We start from the raw sequence: 18187 nt of genomic DNA, 5'->3' as shown, positions 1-18187 counted from the left end.
AGCTGTTTATTATGGAGGTATAACTATGGGGAAAATTGCGACTGCTCTGGCATCATCCCGAAATAATAGTTTTACCATACAATGCATATGTTAGTATACCTTGATGAACTTTCAAAGGATGACTTGTCTTATTTGGAAATTTTTAAAAGCCTGGGCAGTATAACTTGTCACTCCAAAAGATCTGTCGTTTTTGAGCAGAAGGATGTCGGGAAATATGCCTATTGCACAGTCAAAGGGATCGCGAAAGTGGTATTACTATCTGAAACCGGACAGATTCGAACGGTTAATTATGTGACGCCTGGTATCTTCTTTGGGTTATCAGCCGTTTTTCTGGAGCGTCCTATTTCGAATTCGATCGTAGTTATGTCTGTAACGGATGTGGAAATCTTATCCATATCCAAGGAGGTTGTCCTGAATTGCATTCATAATAATCCGAATATAGCCTCCTATTTACTAAAGTGTGTAGCCCTTCAAATTGAAAGTTTATTCAATCATGTTGAAATAGACAGTTTCGGCGATTTAATATTCCAAGTGGCTTCTGTTTTAAATTCTTTTCCTAAACAACAAAAATCCGGAAGAAATTATGTGACACTCTCCCAGGAAGAACTGGCATCAATTATCGGTAAGTCTAGAATTACAGTAGCAAAGTCGCTTCATCAATTGCAAGATTTAGGAATTATCAGATTAATAGGAAAGAAAAAGATAGTCATTGAAAATGAGGTAGAGTTAGCGTATTTATCAGGGAATCTACAAAAATAGAGCAGGCATGGACGGAAGAAAAACGTCCTGCCTTTCGAGTTTTAAAATGAACAAATATTAAACAACGTACCTTTTGTTGTTTAATGCTTGTTCATTTTTTTTCGTTAATGATCATGATTACCATTCACATGAAACCGTAAATTGATGAGGTTGAATTTTGGTATTTCGTATTGACAATATAAGGAAAATGATTTATCGTTATATATAGAAACTCGAGTTTCAAATACGAACACACGAGGAGGGTATAGCGGAACGAAAAATTTTATTGCAAGCAATTTGTAAACGCTTACCAACCTAGACTTAGCTTAATTGTGAATTTCTCATGAGTAAACGATTACTATGGATTTCACGAATCTAATTGTAGGAGGGAAAACAGTGTCTGTTACCCAACAAACGAAAGCGCTTACATTAAAGGAGCTTATCTCACGCAGGGACCAGCTGACGAAAGAAACAGGGAATTACTATGGAATCAAGGACCTAAAGCTCAAAAATAGCGACCCGGTTAAATATGAACGTTTTTATTCAAGATTGCATGCCTCTGTTTTGGCGGCTCGAGAAGTGGCGAGATACGTCACGGCATCACCCGGTTCGCGGGAAATGGGGGAATCGTTGTGGACGCTCACGACCCCTGAGGGTGATACCTTAGTGATTTCACTCGGCTTCTTCAGTCACCTGACTTCCAGCCAGGTCGCCATACGTTTTATGGCAGATCATTATTATGACATGAATCCCGGCATTCGGGACGGCGATGTATTTGTAACGGATGACGGGAAGACGGGCGGCGCTCCACATCCGGGTGACACGTATACTTATGTTCCGATCGTAATTGACGGAGAAGTCATCGGGTGGGCCATGTCGGTGAACCACATTATGGAGGCCGGAGCTCCGGTGGCCGGCAGCTGGCCAGGCTTCTCCGTAGATACGTTTATGGATGGGTTTGTCATTCCGCCGATGAAAACCGGAGAAAAGCTGCGTCAGTTTACGTGGTGGGAGCAGCTGTGGAAAACACGCACCCGTGCCGGGACTTTAAATAATCTGGACGACAAGATGCGATTGGCCGGTTGTGCCATTATTCATAAAGCCGTACATGAAATTATTGAAGAATTTGGTATCGACTACTACAAACAAGCGATCCGTGAAATCATCGAGGAAAGCCGTTTGCAAATTTTGCAAAACATTCGCACCTTGATGGTTCCGGGCCGATACACAAGCGTGGCGTTCCGCGCAGTCAAATATAAAGGTCTCCAAAAGCTTTGGGTCCATGCAGATAAAGATTCACTCATTCATATCCGTCAAAAACTGGAAGTGAATGAAGAAGGCGGCTTGTACGCAAATTTTGAAGGCACGTCAAGGTGGGGCTACCATGCATTCAATGGTTACCCGGGCGGCGCGGATGTTGCCTTTTATTTGTCCATGATCAATCAATTCGCTCACAATACCAAACCGACCGGGGCTATTTCTTATGTAGCCAAGGCACACATCCGGAAGGCTCGATTTATAATCCGGATATTAGCACGGCAAGCTTTTCTAATATATGGGCACAGTCTATGTCAATGAACACGTTAGGTTTTAACGCCATCAACCGGGCCTTGTTCTCCCGTGGTTATATGGAGGAGGCGTTTACAGCCGACGGCAACTGGGAGGGCATTCAAGGCGCCGGTGTGCTGGAGGATGGCACGACGTACGGATTTACAAACTTTGAATCGGTTGGCGGCGCAGCTATGGGGGCCTTTAGTTTCCGCGACGGTCAACCGCTTGCCTGGGCAGAATGGACGCAGCTGCCGAATATCGGGAATGCGGAAGAATTTGAATATTTAATCCCTCCGTTATTTTACATCGGACGCAAGCTGCTGCCTAATTTCTGCGGGCACGGCAAATTTAGAGGCGGTATCGGCGATTCCTCGATACATTGGATCAAGAACCCCGGGAAGCAGCTCGGCATTAGCCGTGGGGGCTCCCAGGTGGCGGCGACTACGTTTGTCGGACTTGGCATGAGCGGGGCTTATCCGGCACCGAGCGCTTTCCACGTATCGGCACGGGGGAGCAATACGAATGAATTGGTTCAGCAGGGTGTAGCGCTTCCGAGAGATGCTTCCGAAGTGCTGGAGTACGCTGAGCAGGGTATCCTGAAAGCGGAAAATTTAGATGTTTGGAAATTCGATATGCCGGAACAAAGCTTCGGGGATGGCGATATGTTAGCCGATGCGGCCGGGGCTGCCGGGGGATGGGGCGATCCGATCGAACGTGACCCGCGTTCCGTGCTGGAAGATGTCGTCTACGGCTGGGTCGATCGCAAATTCGCGGAGGGATTGTACGGGGTTGTATTGAAAGATCATGCTTCCGGCTCGCTTGAAGTGGATGAAGACGCAACGCGAAGCCTGCGCAAACAAATCATTGAAGAAAGACGGCAATTGGCAAAGCCTGCTTTTGAGTGGTGGCGGAACGAACGCGAGCTTGTCATCAAACAAGACTTTATTGACCCTGTACGGGATATGTACGAAGGCTCGATGAGTTTCCAGGCTTTCCGGGATGAAATGATCCATTTTTGGCAAGTGTCCGACCATTTTTCTGGATGAGAGGTGAGTTCTATGTCAGAGTCCATTGATAAGGACCTTATCCGTCAACTGCTGGACGGCACGATCAGCGATGATGATGTGCAACGGCTGCAGAGAATGCCGGACAAGGATGCCGATCGTTTTTGGCAATACGCCCAAGTGCTGCAAGAACGCGTTTCATGGGACGATCAGATTTTATTGCGCTTAAACGATCATCTTTATGTGGTAAGAGACAAGGCGAAAAACCGGATTGTAAAGTGCGATTGCGGGCATGAATTTGGCGATTACCGGATCAACTGGAAACTTCATTCACTTGTTCGGGTGCGTAAAACCTTGGATGAGTTCAAAAAGGTGTATGCTCCTGAGCCGGCCTGTCCGGAACCTGAATGGCAGGAAATTCGGGAATTTTACTGCCCGAATTGTGTGGCTCAATTAGCTGTGGAAGTCGTGCCTCCAGGCTTTCCGCTCGTATTCGAGATGCTGCCGGATTTAGACAGATTATATCGGGATTTTTTGGGTAAACCGCTTGAAGATGAAGCACCGGACTGGTATGAGGATCGTTCTGAACAATTGCTTGCTGCATGGGGTCAGAAGTTAAGTAGTTAAAATGGGGGGTAGACTATGGTGAACAAGGAAGAAACGAATCAAGGGTATATTCTTGCCCTTGATGCGGGCGGAACCATGACAGATACAATCCTGGTGAAACCGGATGGTTCCTTTATTGTGGGTAAATCCTTGACGAACAGGGAGGACGAGAAAACCAGCTATCTGGAGTCTGTTGGGGATGCAGCGAGTTATTTGGGCTTGACCTCTGCCGATATTCACAGTCGCTGCGCGGTGTCGATTTATGCGGGCACGGGCATGTTGAATACGATTTTAACGGGTACGGGGGCTAATGTCGGATTGCTAGTCACCAGAGGGTTTGAACATATGACCGTCATGGAGGGCGGCTTGACTTGGCTTGGGGAGAGTCAGGCGGAGATTTTGCATCAGCAATTACGCCGGCATACAACCCCCTTGGTGGATAGTCGCAATGTGATCGGCGTCAGCGAGCGGATTGCAGGCCCCACCTATCTTACGGCGGAAGCCGATTCGGGTGAAATCCTGATCCCGCTGAATGAGAAAGAAGTCGAGGCGGCCGTCAAGGCCCTTCTCAAGAATCGCGTTGAAGTGATCGGGATTCTGTTTGTGAACGCCTATGTCGATGCGAGACATGAACTGAGGGCGAAGGAGATTGCTGAACGCGTCGTGCAGGAGAACGGGGCCGATGTGGCGGTCGTTTGCTCTGCTGAAATAGCCCCCGTCATGCGGGAGAACAACCGCGTCAAAAGCGTCCTGTTTCAGACGTTCGCAGCCGAGAAAACGCGGGATCAACTGAGACAAGTGGAGGAGTCCGCCCAGAATGAAGGGTATAATGCCCCCCTGCAAACCCTGCTCTCCTACGGCGGAGCCGTAACGATCCACTATCCGCGTCTGTACGAAACGGTACTTTCCGGTCCCATCGGGGGACTGACCGGGGCGCAGCAGATTGCCAAGATCACAGAATACAAGAACATCGTCACGGCGGATCTTGGAGGAACCAGTTTTGACGTCGGCTTGGTCGTGGACGGCCTGATCGGTATCCGTAAAGATGCGGATTTTGCACGGCATCGTCTGGCACTGCCGATGGTTGCGCTGGATTCCGTTGGCTCCGGTGCAGGCTCGGTCGTTCGCATAGACGATTATCGCCGGATGCATATCGGTCCGCAAAGTGCCGGATATCGCGTAGGTCTTTGTTATCAATACCCGGAGCTGACCATTACCGACGTCAATGTGGCGCTCGGCTATGTAGATCCCGATTATTTCTTGGGCGGCAAGGTGAAATTGAATCGGGATAAAGCTCTTGCAGAGCTGGAGCAGCGTATAGCAAAGCCTTTGGGAATGGACGTTTACAAAGCTGGCGAAGGTGTACTCGACGTATTCCATACTCAGATGAAAGATTTAATTCGCGTAACCATGCAGTCTCGAGGCTACAACCCGGCTGAGTTCACCCTGCTCAGCTATGGCGGCGCGGGCCCGGTTCATATGTGGGGCTACAGCGAAGGAACGGGTGTCGGCAATATTTTGACCTTGCCGTTTGCGGCAGCGTTTTCAGCTTTTGGAGCTGCTTGCTCTGAATATACCCATCGGTATGACAAAAGCTTGGTGGTGCTCCTGCCCCATTCGCTTGGTAATGATGAGAAACAGCGGGCGGCTGAAACCATTAACGCTGCCTGGCGCAACCTTGAAGGTATCGCGATTCGCGAAATGGCTGCTGAAGGCATTGATCTTAAGGATATTTCATTCAGGTACGGGATATATGCCAGGTATATCGGCCAACTGGAAAGCTTTGACACGCCTTTGACATTTGATCAGATACATACCGCAGATGACATTGGCCGGTTAACGGCAGCGTTTGAGAATGTTTATACGAAAATTTTCCCGGAGGGAGCCCGGTTCCCGGAAGCCGGCTATGCAGTGACGGAGGTTTACGTTCAGGCCGTCGCCCCGAAACCGGTTCCGGTTATCCGCGAGTACGCGATGGAGGGAACGAAGCCTGCGGATTCCGCTTTTGTCTCTACCCGTGAAGTTTATCACAAAGGTAATTGGAAAATATTCACCGTATGGGAAATGAACGATCTGAACGCAGGCAATATTGTGAAGGGGCCGGCCATTATTCAAGACCCCATGACAACGGTGGTCATTCCACCCGGCAAAGAAGTAGCTTTGGATAAATTCCGTTTGCTGCACTATCGGGACGCCAGATAACGGATAAAGCCTAAATTCCAGCTAAGAAAGCGAAGTGAAGAGCTTGTTTGCATTTCATAACAAAGTAGCTCTTGTAGTGGGCGGGACGGGTGGGATCGGGCAAGCGATTGTTCGTGGATTAGCAGCAGGTGGAGCCAAGGTAGCGTTCAGCTACCGCTCCAATGCTGCTGTCGCCGAGCGGATTGTATCCGAACTATCGGCAGAAGAACAGCCTTGCATGGCCCTGCAGGGGGAGATCACAGACATTGCCTCAACCCGGGATCTGGTTCAATCAACAGTGAAGCAGTTTGGAGGCCTCGATATTCTCATTAACACGGCAGGCTGGCACACGATGGGGCCGTTTATGGAAGACACCTCCGATAATATTGAAACGGTGATCGACGTTGAATTCCGGGGGGTTGTCTATCTCGCTCAAGCCGCATTGCCCGCTTTGGTGCAGAGGAAGGGCAAAATCGTATTTATCGGTTCCGATTCCGGGAAGGTGGGCAATACCGGGATGGCGGTGTCCGCCGGATGCCGTGGGGCGATCAACGCTTTTGCGAAATCATTGGCGCGGGAACATGCACGGGATGGGGTGCTGGTGAACGTAGTGGCTCCGGGACCGACAGACGATGAGCTTTGGAAGCATTTTAAAACGCAAAGCGAGTGGGCGTCTAAAGTTTCTACAGCGATGGAACGCGCTATCCCGCTCCGCAGGCTTCCCCGTCCCGAAGAAGTGGCTTCGGTGGCCCTGTTTCTTGCTTCAGATGCGAACTCGGTGATGACAGGCCAAGTGGTAAGTGCTTCCGGAGGCTTGACGATGTGTTAATTTCATGAGAGGAGGGTCTGTCAAAAATGGAATATAGTGACATTTTGTTTGAAAAGGAAAACGGAATTGCTATAATTACCATAAATAGACCGAAAGTTCTAAATTCCTTCAGACGTCAAACGGTGGAAGAACTGATCATGGCGTTTGAAGCTGCCGGTCAGGACCCGAACATCGGGGTCATCTTATTGACAGGGACCGGAGACAGAGCTTTTTGTGTAGGGGGCGACGTGAAGGAGTGGGGGCCATCAGGATATGATGGCTCCTCTTGGATCGATATCGGACTCCCTGTAGTCCGGCTTCAGGAGTTAATACGCAGTGTCCCCAAACCTGTAATCGCAGTCGTCAACGGGTATGCAATAGGCGGGGGGCATGTGCTCCAGGTTGTGTGCGACTTGGCCATTTCGTCGGAAAATGCCATTTTCGGTCAGGCTGGCCCTAAAGTGGGCAGTTTTGATGCAGGCTATGGTACAGCCTATCTGGCTCGCCTGGTCGGGGAACGTAAAGCCAGAGAAATTTGGATGCTTTGCAGGCAGTATACAGCAGAAGAAGCGTTACAAATGGGACTTATTAATAAGATCGTGGAATCTTCGGCATTAATGGACGAAGCCCGGAAGTGGGCTAATGAAATTCTAAGGTTGAGCCCAAGCGCTTTAAAAATGATAAAAGCTTCTTTCAATGCCGATACCGATCACATTCATGGCCTTACGAAGCTTGCCTTTGGCGCTTTAAATTTCTTCTATGCCACGCCTGAATCGAATGAAGGGCACCAAGCCTTTATCGAGAAGAGAGCTCCTGATTTTTCGGAGTTTCGTGACAGAGGTGAGAACCTTTGAGCATGATCAAGGAAGATCCCATTTGGTTTCCCTCCGAAAATTACATTGCCGGTTCGCATTTGCAAACGTTGATTCATCGGCTTGGGTTAAACAACTACGATGAACTATACGACTTTAGCGTGCTGCACATGGATAAGTTTTGGCAGGCTGCGCTCGATGCGTTGGGGATTGAATGGTTTACTCCGTATCATAAGTTTGTCGATCTAGCGGCGGGGCCGCAGTGGCCAAGGTGGTTTGTCGGCGGACAGATTAACCTTGTGCACAATGCTTTGACGCGGCAACTGAAGCTGGGACGCGGGGATCAGACGGCTATCGTCTGGGAAAGCGAATCAGGGAGCAGCCGATCTTTAACCTACAGGGAACTTGATGAGCAAACCGCTTGCGCCGCCAATGGTTTAATCGAACTTGGATTTCGGCGGGGGGACGCCGTAGGTTTATTTGTTCCGATGATCGTAGAAGCGGCTGTCTTTTTTCTGGCCGTCATCCGGCTGGGAGGGATTGTCGTTCCCATTTTCTCTGGATACGGAGCCGAAGCGGTTGCTACGCGTTTACAGGATGCGAAGGTTCGTTATTTGCTGACGGCGGATGGAATCGAACGTCGGGGCAAGGTGCTGCCGATGAAGAGCGTAGCGAATGAAGCTGTAAGTAAATGTTCGACCATCGAACGCGTCATTATGGTTGAACATCTGCACAATGTCCCCGGAGCCGAATTAACGGATAAGGACATCACATGGTCGGACTTGACCGAAGGCAAGGAAACTTCGGCGCCCATAGAGGCGATGGATGCCAACGATCCGTTTATGATCATATACACCTCGGGAACTACGGGTAAACCTAAAGGGGCTGTACATACGCAGGGCGGATTCCCGTTAAAGACCATTCAAGATATGGCGCATGTGTTCGACCTGAGAGCGAAGGAGACGTTATTATGGTTAACGGATCTCGGATGGATGGTTGGACCCGCTGTCATCATAGGCGGACTTACACTAGGCGCAACGACGGTATTTTACTCGGGTGCTCCGGATTACCCCGAACCGGACCAGATTTGGAATATCGTCGAACAAAACAAGGTAACGCACCTGGGACTGGCTCCAACCCTCATTCGTTCCTTGCGCGCATTTGGAGAGGAGCCGATGAACCGGCACAATCTCGATTCGCTGCGAGTGCTGATTTCGACAGGCGAGGCTTGGGATCTGGAGTCGTATGTGTGGTATTCCCGCAAGGTTGGTAAGGGAAAATTGCCGATTTTAAATTATTCGGGGGGCACCGAAGTGTCCGGAGGCATTCTGGGATGCGTCACTCATCGGCCCATTAAGGCTACTGGCTTTAATACGGCTGTCCCGGGCATCCAGGCCGCTGTTCTGAATGATGCAGGACAGCTTGTACAGGATCAAGTAGGCGAGTTGTCCGTGCTTCGTCCCTTTGTGGGAATGACGAACGGATTCTGGAACGACCAAACCAGGTATCTGGAATCGTATTGGTCAAGATTTGACCAGGTGTGGGTTCACGGAGATTGGGCTTTTCAGAACGCTGACAACCATTGGTTCCTGTTTGGACGCTCTGACGATGTCATTAAGATCGCCGGTAAAAGGGTAGGGCCGACGGAAATTGAAGCCGCCGCCGGTCAGCATCCGGCAGTAGTGCAGGCTGCTGCGGTGGGGGTACCGCATCCGGTGAAAGGAGAGGAGGTGGTCCTCTTTGTCATCGCTCATCCTTCGTTCACACCCAGTGAGCAATTGGCAGAAGCGGTCAAGGAGGAGGTCACGCGTACGCTAGGAAAATCATTAAAACCAAGTCACGTTTATTTCGTCAAGGATCTGCCGCGAACACGCAACGGGAAAGTGATGCGCCGCGTGATCAGAACCGTATATCAAGGACAACAAACCGGCGATCTTTCGGCTTTGGAGAACCCGGATGTGATCGGGATGATCCAAAATTTGCATAAAACGCGGGACTGAAAAATGTGTGCGTCAACCAGAGGGAGGAACCTGCCATTTTTGATAACGACGATAAGTACATTGTTCCATCTGTGAAACAGGCTGTAGAAATTCTGCATTTGTTAAGTCGGACGCAGCATCAAAATAAAAAATTCGGCGAAATCATGGACATATTGAATATTCCGCGAACAACGACGATGCGTTTGCTGCGAACTTTAATATCTTACGGTTTGGTTTATTATGACGAGCGTTCACAAACGTACAGCCTGGGGCCATATCTTGTTATTTTAGGCGCGAGAGCGACAGAGTTTCTTGATTATCTGGGCATTGTCAGAAAACATTTGTCCCAGATCCAGCAAGTTACCGGACTGACTTCGGTGGCCGCTCAGCGGATCAGACGCGATCGGTTAACGTATCTGGTAAAAGAAGAGAGCAGAAACTTTGTACACGTGACCGTATCTTTAGGACAGCAATTTCCGATTGACCGCGGGTCCTTCGGGAAAGTGTTTTGTGCCTATTTAGAGGATGAAGAATTAAAGGAAGTCGCTTCCAGCCGCTACAACGAACCATTTATAGCGGAGCTTAAAGAAATCAGGAAATTGGGATACGCGACCAGTAAGGGAGAACAAGTGGATGGAATAAGCGGGGTTGCAGCCCCCATATTTGGACCGGACGGTCAAGTGTTTCTCGCTATTTCATGTATCGGCGTTATGGAGCAGCTGCCTTCTTCCAAAATGATCGAGTACGGGGAGCTGCTGCGGGATAAAGGGATTCGGATCACCCAGGAAATCGGGGGAGTCGTCCCCAAGTACGTGAACTCGTAATCACAGTTCGACAGGGACGGACGCTTTGGTGAAACGGCTTTGCCCTGTTCTTGGATTCGTTGGCGAATACGCTGTTGGAGGTGCGACGCAGGTATATGAAAATTCTCGTTTTAATGAAGCAAACGTTTGACACCGAAGAAAACATTGTGCTGGAAGACGGCCAAATCAGCGAGGACGGGGTAAAGTTCATCATCAACCCGTACGACGAGTATGCGATCGAAGAAGCCATTGTGCTGCGGGATAAGTTTGGCGGCGAAGTGACGGTGATCACCCTTGGTCCGGCGCGGGCGAAAGAAGCGCTGCGGAAAGCGCTTGCCATGGGGGCGAATCACGCCGTTCACATTCATGACGCAGCATGGTTTGGCGATGAATACAAGGCCGCCAAAGTGCTGGCGGCCTATATCAGGACGCAGGAATATAACCTCATATTGGGCGGCAATCAGGCGATTGACGACGGTTCCGGACAGGTTGCCGTACGGGTTGCGGAACTGCTCGGTATTCCTCATATTTCGACCATTACGAAACTTGAGATTGACGGCGTGAAAGTGACGGCGCACCGCGATGCGGAAGGCGATACGGAAATTGTGGAAACGTCAATGCCCGTACTCCTGACGGCCCAGCAAGGATTGAACGAACCTCGTTATCCTTCCTTGCTGGGAATTCGCAAGGCCAACCATATTCCGCTGAAAGTGATCGAGGCGGTCGATCTGAACGTCGACGCGTCCTCCAAGAACGAAACGGTCGAAATTAATTTGCCGAAGGAAAAAAACGGCGGGCGGCTGCTTGAAGGCGAGCATGCACACCAAGTGAAAGAACTTGTAACCCTGCTGCGCAGCAAAAACAAAGTTATATAATGACCTGCAAACAGCCATTAGCGGCAGCTTGAAGCCAGGTATGGATGCGTACGGAAAACAAGAGATGGGAGGGTGAAGAGGATGAGACGCCATGTACTGGTGCTTGGAGATACACGGAACGATAAACTTCGCCATGTGACATTCGAATCTCTTACCGCTGCCTGCAAACTGGCAGACGGCGGTTCGGTTTACGGTGCCTTACTCGGCAAAAATGTGTCCGGTATGGCGGATCAGCTGGCGCATTACGGAGCGGATCGGGTATTTGTTGTAGAGGACGACGTACTGGCTAATTATGTGCCGGATGCTTATGCCAGAGCGCTTGAAACCGTCATCCGGGAAAGCGGGGCGGAAGTTGTACTGATGGCGCATTCGGCGATTGGCCGTGATTTGGCACCGAAGCTGGCCGCGCGCTTTGAAGCGGGTCAGGTGTCCGATATTGTAAATATTCAAATCGAAGGGGACAGCCTCGTATTTACCCGTCCGATCTATTCGGGAAAAGCGTTTACGACAAATGTTATGAACGAGGGCATGGTGTTTGCAACCGTTCGCCCGAATAATCTGGCTGCGGCTGTAGCCGATAGCTCGCGAAGCGCAAGCGTCACCAAGGTAACGCTAGAGTTGCCGGCAGATGGTTTGCGCACATATATCAAAGAAATTGTAAAGAAAAGTACCGGGGATGTTGACTTGTCAGAAGCCAAGGTCATCGTATCGGGAGGACGTGGGGTTAAAAGCGCGGAAGGATTTAGACCGCTTCAGGAACTGGCCGGCGTGCTCGGGGCAGCTACCGGGGCTTCACGCGGCGCGTGCGACGCAGGCTATTGCGACTATGCGCTGCAGATCGGACAGACGGGTAAAGTGGTCACGCCCGACCTGTACATCGCCTGCGGTATTTCCGGCGCTATCCAGCACTTGGCCGGCATGTCCAGCTCCAAAGTGATCGTGGCCATCAACAAAGACCCGGAAGCGCCAATCTTTAAGATCGCCGATTACGGAATTGTGGGCGATTTGTTTGAAGTCGTTCCACTGCTGACGGAAGAACTGAAGAAAGTGTTGTAAGGAGAACCCGACAGTCGGCCAGAAGGGAAGTTTATCGATCTTGACTTTTGTAAGTGCCGTGATCGACAGATATCGGCTAACGAAGGGGGATTGCCATGAAGGTTGAGAACATTACCGTGATAGGTTCTGGGGTCATGGGGCAAGGAATTGCCTATGCAGCTGCAGTCGGGGGATTCCACGTTCAGCTGTATGATATTAAGCGCGAGTCGATGGATCATGCGTTTCAGGTCATCCAACGTGATTTGGAAGAAGCGGTCAGGCGGGGAAAACTTACGGTGCAGCAGGCCGACGCGGCGATCGGACGGCTTCAGTTGACTGAATATTTCGACGAATCTATAAAAAATGCTGATTTGGTGATAGAAGCCGTACTAGAGTTAATCGACCTTAAAATGGATATTTTTCGCAGATTGGATGCGATCTGTCCATCCCATACCATTCTGGCTACGAATACGTCGACGATGAGTCCAACGGAAATAGCCGCCGTCACCCGCAGGGCAGACCGCTGCGTGGCCATGCATTTTTTTAACCCTGTTGCGAAGATGAAGCTCGTCGAGATTATTCGCGGCATGGACACGTCGGATCTGACGGTTGCAGCGGTACGGGCGGTCGCCAGGCAAATGGGGAAGGAAACGGTTGAAGTCAACGAATTTCCAGGGTTTGTGCCGGGACGCATCAGCGCTCTTGTGGGGAACGAAGCCATGTACATGCTGATGGAGGGGGTCGCCAGCCGGGAAGATATTGACAAGGCGATCAAGCTCGGACTCGGTTATCCGATGGGGCCGCTCGAACTTGCCGATCTCGTCGGTTTGGACACCCGGTTGAGAAATCTGGAGTATTTGCATAAAACGCTAGGGGAGAAATACCGCCCTTGCCCGCTTTTAACGAAATATGTAAAGTCCGGCCGGCTGGGCAAAAAAAGCGGCCGGGGAATTTTTGAATACGATGAACTCGGCCAGAGGCTGTCGTGAAGTGAGAGAGAAAACTGTACGGAAAAGGAGAGACAATCATGCAGTTCACATTTTCGGAAGAGACAGAAGCGATTCGTCAGATCGTCAGGGAGTTCGTTGCGAATGAAGTGGAGCCTGCAGCTCATTGGATTGAGGAGCATGATGAAATCCCCCGAGAAATTGTGGAAAAGTCACAAGAATTGGGGCTGTTCGGGATCAGCATTCCTGAGGAGTATGGGGGTCTTGGGATAGGCATGGTTGGGAAATGCGCCATCTACGAAGAGCTGGGAAAAACCCATAACGGGTTTACCACTTTGATCGGCGCACACACCGGCATTGGATCGGTCGGCATTGTGGAGATAGGAAATGAAGAGCAGAAGCAGCGTTACCTGCCCAAAATGGCGTCTGGGGAGTGGATCGGGGCCTTTGCTTTGACCGAACCAAGCGCAGGTTCTAATGCGACGAATTTGAAAACTACGGCCGTCCGAAAAGGAGATCGGTACATTATAAATGGTTCGAAGCATTACATTACCAATGCAAGAGACGCTCATGTATTTACAGTCATGGCGGTCACGGATCCGAGCATGGGCTCCAAAGGGATTACTTCTTTTATTGTGGAGCGGGACTTCCCTGGATTTACGGTCGGCAAAACGGAAAAAAAGATGGGGCTGCGGGGCTCCCATTCCTGTGAGTTGTTCTTCGAAGATCTCGAAATTCCGGCAGAAAACCTGTTGGGGGAAGAAGGGCAAGGCTATGTAAACGCATTGAAAATTTTGGCCAACGGCCGTGCCGGTCTTGCCGCCAGAAACCTCGGTTCCTGTCACTATTTACTGGATAAATCGGTTCAATATGCGATGGAGCGGGAACAATTCGGCAAGCCGATCTTCGAACAGCAGGCGGTTCTCCATATGCTGGCCGACATGGCGGTGGAGGTTGAAACACTCCGGTGGATGACCTATCGGGTGGCCTGGATGACCGATCAGGCCATCAATGTCATTAAGGAATCGGCCATGGTGAAGCTGTATGCTTCCGAAGTTTACAACCGGATCGCGGATAAGGCTGTGCAGGTGCACGGGGGGATTGGCTATATCACGGAATATCCGATCGAACGCTTCTATCGGGACGCAAGAATCACGAAAATATACGAAGGAACGTCGGAAATTCAGCGTAACATCATCGGAACACAGTTGATTAAGGAATACAGCGGGAAGCACTCGCCAACACGAATAAAAAAATGATCGTTGTTGTGATCCATAGAGGGTCTTTGCAAGCAGATTCGGTCGAAGAGGAGAGGAGCAAATATGTCTGGAGTTGTCATCGTCGATGCCGTTCGTACAGCGGTCGGAAAGGTAGGCGGCGCATTAAAGGGCGTAGAAGTGGATTATTTGGCTGCGAGTGTGATCGGTGAAGTGCTCAAGCGCAATGCGATCGAAGGCTCCGAAGTAGACGAAGTCATCTTAGGGCAAGCCAAGCAAAGCACCGATACGCCGAATTTGGCGCGTGTGGCCTTGCTTCGGGCGAAGCTGCCGGTGGAGGTTCCCGGATTTACGGTTCACCGCCAATGCGGGTCCGGGCTGCAGGCGATTAACAATGCGGCACAGCAAATTCAGTGTGCGCTGGCTAACATCATCGTCGCAGGCGGCGCGGAAAGCATGAGCACTGCCCCCTATTACATTCGGGGGGCCCGGTTTGGACTTGAGGCGGGAAACGGACAGCTGCTCGACCCGAACACGGAGAGTCAGCCCCGCTCACAGCCGCCTGAAGTGTACGGCAAAGAATTGACGATGGGACTGACGGCGGAAATTTTGGCGGAACGATATAATATCAGCCGATTGGAGCAGGATGAGTTTGCGTTCATCAGCCAAAGTCGGGCAGCCAGCGCTATTTCGTCCGGCAAGTTCAAGGAAGAGATTGTACCGTATGAGGTCCGGTTTAAGAAAGGGACGGTGCGATTTGAGGTGGATGAACACCCTCGTTTGACGCCGGTTGAAACATTGCTTACCCTTCCTGCTGTCTTTAAAAAAGAAGGAACGGTGACCGCTGGAAACTCCAGCGGCAGGAATGACGGGGCTGCCGCGGTGCTTATGATGTCGGAGACGGAGGCCAATCAACGCGGTCTGAAGCCGAAGGCCCGGATTATCGCGCAGGCGGTTTCCGGCGTGTCCCCGGAAATGATGGGAATCGGGCCGGTGCCGTCGACGCTCAAAGCATTGCGGATGTCCGGTCTGCAGCTGCAGGACATGGACCTGATCGAGCTAAACGAAGCGTTCTCCGCGCAAGCCCTCGCCGTCATCAAGGAGCTTGGCCTGGCTATGGATCGGGTGAATGTCAACGGCGGAGCTATCGCATTGGGTCATCCCGTAGGCGCGACGGGTGCCATTCTGATGACCAAATTAATCTATGAAATGAAGCGCCGGGGTTCTCGATACGGTATGGTTACCCTTTGTATCGGCGGCGGACAGGGGATCACAACCATTATCGAAAATTTGCAGCGATAGTGGAACATAACCCTCGCCATGGTACGGTAACAAATAGAGAGGGTGCTCCGATCCTCTCGCTTTTCGATTTCTAGAAGCAACCTGCGCTGTGGTTGGGTGTGGCTGGGGAGAGGAGCAGCATTCTACTTCAAGGCTTTAGGAGAGGTGAACGGCTGATGCGGTTTTCGGGCCTTGTATTTACACTTGCCTTTTTGATCCTTCTCGGATATTCGTTGTTTACGTTTTGGAAAGTCATGTACGCCCGCTACAAATTCATCCAACTGGGGCAACCGGAGCCGCTCGGCGGTTGGGGGGAGCGGATTACGGGCGCCCTGTACCAAATATTCGGGCACAGTAAGCTTTTTAAAGACCGGAAAAGCGGTTTGGCCCACTTGGTCATCTTTTATGGATTCATCGTCCTGCAATTCGGGGCTGTAGAACTGATTTTGAAAGGCTTTGTCCAAGGGTATCACTGGCCGCTCGGCTCGTTTCATCCCGTCTTCAGCTTATCGCAGGAATTTACGGTTATGGCTATCATTCTTGCGGTTGGGTACGCGGCGTACAGAAGGTTTGGCGAAAAGCTGCCCCGATTGAAACAAGGGGCGAAGACTACTGTGCTGTATGGGTTTATTTTTCTTCTAATGGCAAGCATTTTGTTGACACTGGCGTTCGAGAAGGTTTGGCTGGGGGAGCTGCCATCAGGGGCCAGTCCGATTTCCTCGCTTCTATCGCTTGGGTTGGCAGGGGCAGGTCAGCAAGCAGCCTATTGGCTGTTTTACGCTTGCTGGTGGCTGCATCTCCTGATTCTGCTTGCCTTTCTGCTGTATGTGCCGCAGTCGAAGCACGCCCATTTGTTGTTCGCGCCCTTCAATATCGTATTATCGAGCATGGGGCCTCCCGGCCGGCCGTCGAAGCTTGATTTTTCCGATGAAACCGCGGAGGAATTCGGTGTGGGCAAGATTGAACATTTTACGAAGGGGCAGCTGCTTGACTTATATGCGTGTGTGGAGTGCGGCAGATGCACGAACGTGTGCCCGGCTTCCAATACGGGTAAGATGCTGTCGCCGATGCATTTGATCACAAAGCTCCGCGACCATATGAATGAAAAAGGGGAAGTCCTGCTGGCACAGTCGCCTTGGGCGCCGGGAAGAGTGATGGGGTCTCCCCAAGGAATGGCTCATGCTATGAGCGAGGTTCCTTGTGTCCAAGGGGAGCCGGAAGGCTATCGGGCCAATTCACATTGGCATACGGACATTGCCCCGACTATGCGTAGACAGGAACAGGTATGGCAGTTGCAGGAGAAGGAGGCTGCCGGTCTCTCCTTAATCGGCGATGTAATTTCCGAAGAGGAGCTGTGGGGCTGCACGACCTGTCGCAACTGCGAGGACCAGTGCCCGGTCGGGAATGAGCATCTTAGTCTCATTTACGGGATGCGCCGCTATCTGGTGATGACGGAGGGAAGCATGCCTGCTGAAGTCACCCGGACCTTGAACCATATCGAGCGGCAGGGAAACCCTTGGGGAATGAACCGGAATGATCGCGTCCGCTGGCGGGATGAATACCACAATCTCAACATTCCGACGGTCGATGAAGTGAAGGAATTCGAGTATCTGTTCTGGGTCGGTTCGATGGGATCGTACGATAACAGAAACCGCAAGGTGATCGCGGCATTTGCCAAAATTATGAATGAGGCGGGGATTTCGTTCGCGATCTTGGGGAATGAGGAATTAAACTCCGGGGACACGGTACGCCGTGTGGGGAATGAATTTCTGTTTCAGGAACTGGCGCAGCAGAACATCGAGCTGTTTACGGTATACGGCGTCAAGAAGATTGTGACATGCGATCCGCATGCTTTTAATTCATTTAAAAATGAATATCCGGACTTCGGATGGACAGCGGAAGTGTATCATCACACCCAGTTAATCAGTCAATGGATCAAGGAAGGCCGGATCAAGCCGGAAGTTCCGGTTGAAGAACGGGTCGTTTACCACGATTCTTGCTACCTGGGCCGCTACAACGGCATCTATGACGCCCCGCGGGACATACTGAACGCCATTCCCGGCGTACAGCTGCTCGAAATGAAGCGAAATAAAGAAAACAGCATGTGCTGCGGAGCAGGCGGCGGCAAAATGTGGATCGAGGAGCAGGAGGGCGTGCGCGTTAACGTGAAGCGGGTTGAGCAGGCGCTTGACGGAAATCCGACCGCTATCGGCAGCAACTGTCCGTATTGTTTAATTATGATGGGGGACGGTTTAAAGCAATTTGATGCCGATGAGCAGGTCGCCGCGCTCGATCTAGCCGAATTGGTCGTAAGGTCGCTGGGGTCAAAGGCTTAGTCCGTTTTGATGAA

Annotated in this window: 14 protein-coding genes and 1 pseudogene; all 15 read left to right on the top strand. The window is 50.9% G+C overall.

Features of this window, described 5'->3' with window-relative positions; genetic code table 11:
- The first annotated feature begins 132 nt into the window (after positions 1-132).
- The gene (locus JMF85_RS19125; protein WP_164751944.1) at positions 133-759 is read left to right on the top strand and encodes a Crp/Fnr family transcriptional regulator; all 627 of its coding nucleotides are present in this window, start codon (positions 133-135) and stop codon (positions 757-759) included.
- Positions 760-1098: 339 nt separating this feature from the next.
- Positions 1099-2115 (top strand): annotated as a pseudogene (locus JMF85_RS28685) (hydantoinase B/oxoprolinase family protein); the annotation flags it as partial.
- Positions 2112-3335 carry a hydantoinase B/oxoprolinase family protein gene (locus tag JMF85_RS28680; RefSeq protein ID WP_397375998.1) on the top strand — a complete coding sequence of 408 codons (1224 nt, stop codon included), beginning with the start codon at positions 2112-2114 and terminating at the stop codon, positions 3333-3335. The pseudogene JMF85_RS28685 and the gene JMF85_RS28680, both read left to right, overlap by 4 nt.
- 12 nt (positions 3336-3347) lie before the next feature.
- Positions 3348-3920 (top strand): acetone carboxylase subunit gamma, encoded by a 573-nt coding sequence (locus JMF85_RS19115; protein ID WP_155615312.1) that lies wholly within the window; start codon positions 3348-3350, stop codon positions 3918-3920.
- 15 nt (positions 3921-3935) lie between these two features.
- Positions 3936-6101 carry a hydantoinase/oxoprolinase family protein gene (locus JMF85_RS19110; protein ID WP_155615313.1) on the top strand — a complete coding sequence of 722 codons (2166 nt, stop codon included), beginning with the start codon at positions 3936-3938 and terminating at the stop codon, positions 6099-6101.
- Positions 6102-6135: 34 nt separating this feature from the next.
- Positions 6136-6909: an SDR family NAD(P)-dependent oxidoreductase gene (locus JMF85_RS19105; protein WP_201318748.1), complete on the top strand. Its 774-nt coding sequence runs from the start codon at positions 6136-6138 to the stop codon at positions 6907-6909.
- A gap of 26 nt (positions 6910-6935) precedes the next feature.
- The gene (menB, locus tag JMF85_RS19100; RefSeq protein ID WP_201318747.1) at positions 6936-7742 is read left to right on the top strand and encodes a 1,4-dihydroxy-2-naphthoyl-CoA synthase; all 807 of its coding nucleotides are present in this window, start codon (positions 6936-6938) and stop codon (positions 7740-7742) included.
- 2 nt (positions 7743-7744) lie between these two features.
- Entirely contained in the window at positions 7745-9700 is a 1956-nt protein-coding gene (locus JMF85_RS19095; protein WP_236595927.1) for an AMP-binding protein, read from the top strand.
- Positions 9701-9705: 5 nt separating this feature from the next.
- Positions 9706-10503 carry an IclR family transcriptional regulator gene (locus JMF85_RS19090; protein WP_236595920.1) on the top strand — a complete coding sequence of 266 codons (798 nt, stop codon included), beginning with the start codon at positions 9706-9708 and terminating at the stop codon, positions 10501-10503.
- 95 nt (positions 10504-10598) lie between these two features.
- Entirely contained in the window at positions 10599-11357 is a 759-nt protein-coding gene (locus JMF85_RS19085; RefSeq protein WP_201318745.1) for an electron transfer flavoprotein subunit beta/FixA family protein, read from the top strand.
- An 81-nt stretch (positions 11358-11438) separates the two neighbouring features.
- Positions 11439-12413 carry an electron transfer flavoprotein subunit alpha/FixB family protein gene (locus JMF85_RS19080; RefSeq protein ID WP_155615319.1) on the top strand — a complete coding sequence of 325 codons (975 nt, stop codon included), beginning with the start codon at positions 11439-11441 and terminating at the stop codon, positions 12411-12413.
- Between the two features lie 95 nt (positions 12414-12508).
- Complete coding sequence (locus JMF85_RS19075; RefSeq protein WP_201318744.1) at positions 12509-13381, top strand: 3-hydroxyacyl-CoA dehydrogenase; 873 nt, start codon at positions 12509-12511, stop codon at positions 13379-13381.
- Positions 13382-13419: 38 nt separating this feature from the next.
- Positions 13420-14598: an acyl-CoA dehydrogenase family protein gene (locus JMF85_RS19070; RefSeq protein ID WP_201318743.1), complete on the top strand. Its 1179-nt coding sequence runs from the start codon at positions 13420-13422 to the stop codon at positions 14596-14598.
- 63 nt (positions 14599-14661) lie between these two features.
- Positions 14662-15858 carry a thiolase family protein gene (locus tag JMF85_RS19065; RefSeq protein ID WP_201318742.1) on the top strand — a complete coding sequence of 399 codons (1197 nt, stop codon included), beginning with the start codon at positions 14662-14664 and terminating at the stop codon, positions 15856-15858.
- 155 nt (positions 15859-16013) lie between these two features.
- Positions 16014-18173, top strand: coding sequence for a (Fe-S)-binding protein (locus JMF85_RS19060; protein ID WP_201318741.1), 2160 nt, complete (start codon positions 16014-16016; stop codon positions 18171-18173).
- Positions 18174-18187: the final 14 nt, after the last annotated feature.

Source organism: Paenibacillus sp. EPM92, from assembly GCF_016586185.1.
Taxonomy (GTDB): domain Bacteria; phylum Bacillota; class Bacilli; order Paenibacillales; family NBRC-103111; genus Paenibacillus_G; species Paenibacillus_G validus.
Note: the sequence above shows the minus strand (reverse complement) of the source record. Positions and strands in the feature narration are given on the sequence as shown.

Bases quoted from the DNA above. Each gene is read 5' to 3' on its own strand.
- JMF85_RS19065 (WP_201318742.1), top strand. From the start codon at position 14,662: ATGTCTGGAGTTGTCATCGTCGATGCCGTTCGTACAGCGGTCGGAAAG.
- JMF85_RS19115 (WP_155615312.1), top strand. From the start codon at position 3,348: ATGTCAGAGTCCATTGATAAGGACCTTATCCGTCAACTGCTGGACGGC.
- JMF85_RS19080 (WP_155615319.1), top strand. From the start codon at position 11,439: ATGAGACGCCATGTACTGGTGCTTGGAGATACACGGAACGATAAACTT.
- JMF85_RS19060 (WP_201318741.1), top strand. From the start codon at position 16,014: ATGCGGTTTTCGGGCCTTGTATTTACACTTGCCTTTTTGATCCTTCTC.
- JMF85_RS19085 (WP_201318745.1), top strand. From the start codon at position 10,599: ATGAAAATTCTCGTTTTAATGAAGCAAACGTTTGACACCGAAGAAAAC.
- JMF85_RS19070 (WP_201318743.1), top strand. From the start codon at position 13,420: ATGCAGTTCACATTTTCGGAAGAGACAGAAGCGATTCGTCAGATCGTC.
- menB (WP_201318747.1), top strand. From the start codon at position 6,936: ATGGAATATAGTGACATTTTGTTTGAAAAGGAAAACGGAATTGCTATA.
- JMF85_RS19095 (WP_236595927.1), top strand. From the start codon at position 7,745: ATGATCAAGGAAGATCCCATTTGGTTTCCCTCCGAAAATTACATTGCC.
- JMF85_RS19110 (WP_155615313.1), top strand. From the start codon at position 3,936: ATGGTGAACAAGGAAGAAACGAATCAAGGGTATATTCTTGCCCTTGAT.
- JMF85_RS19075 (WP_201318744.1), top strand. From the start codon at position 12,509: ATGAAGGTTGAGAACATTACCGTGATAGGTTCTGGGGTCATGGGGCAA.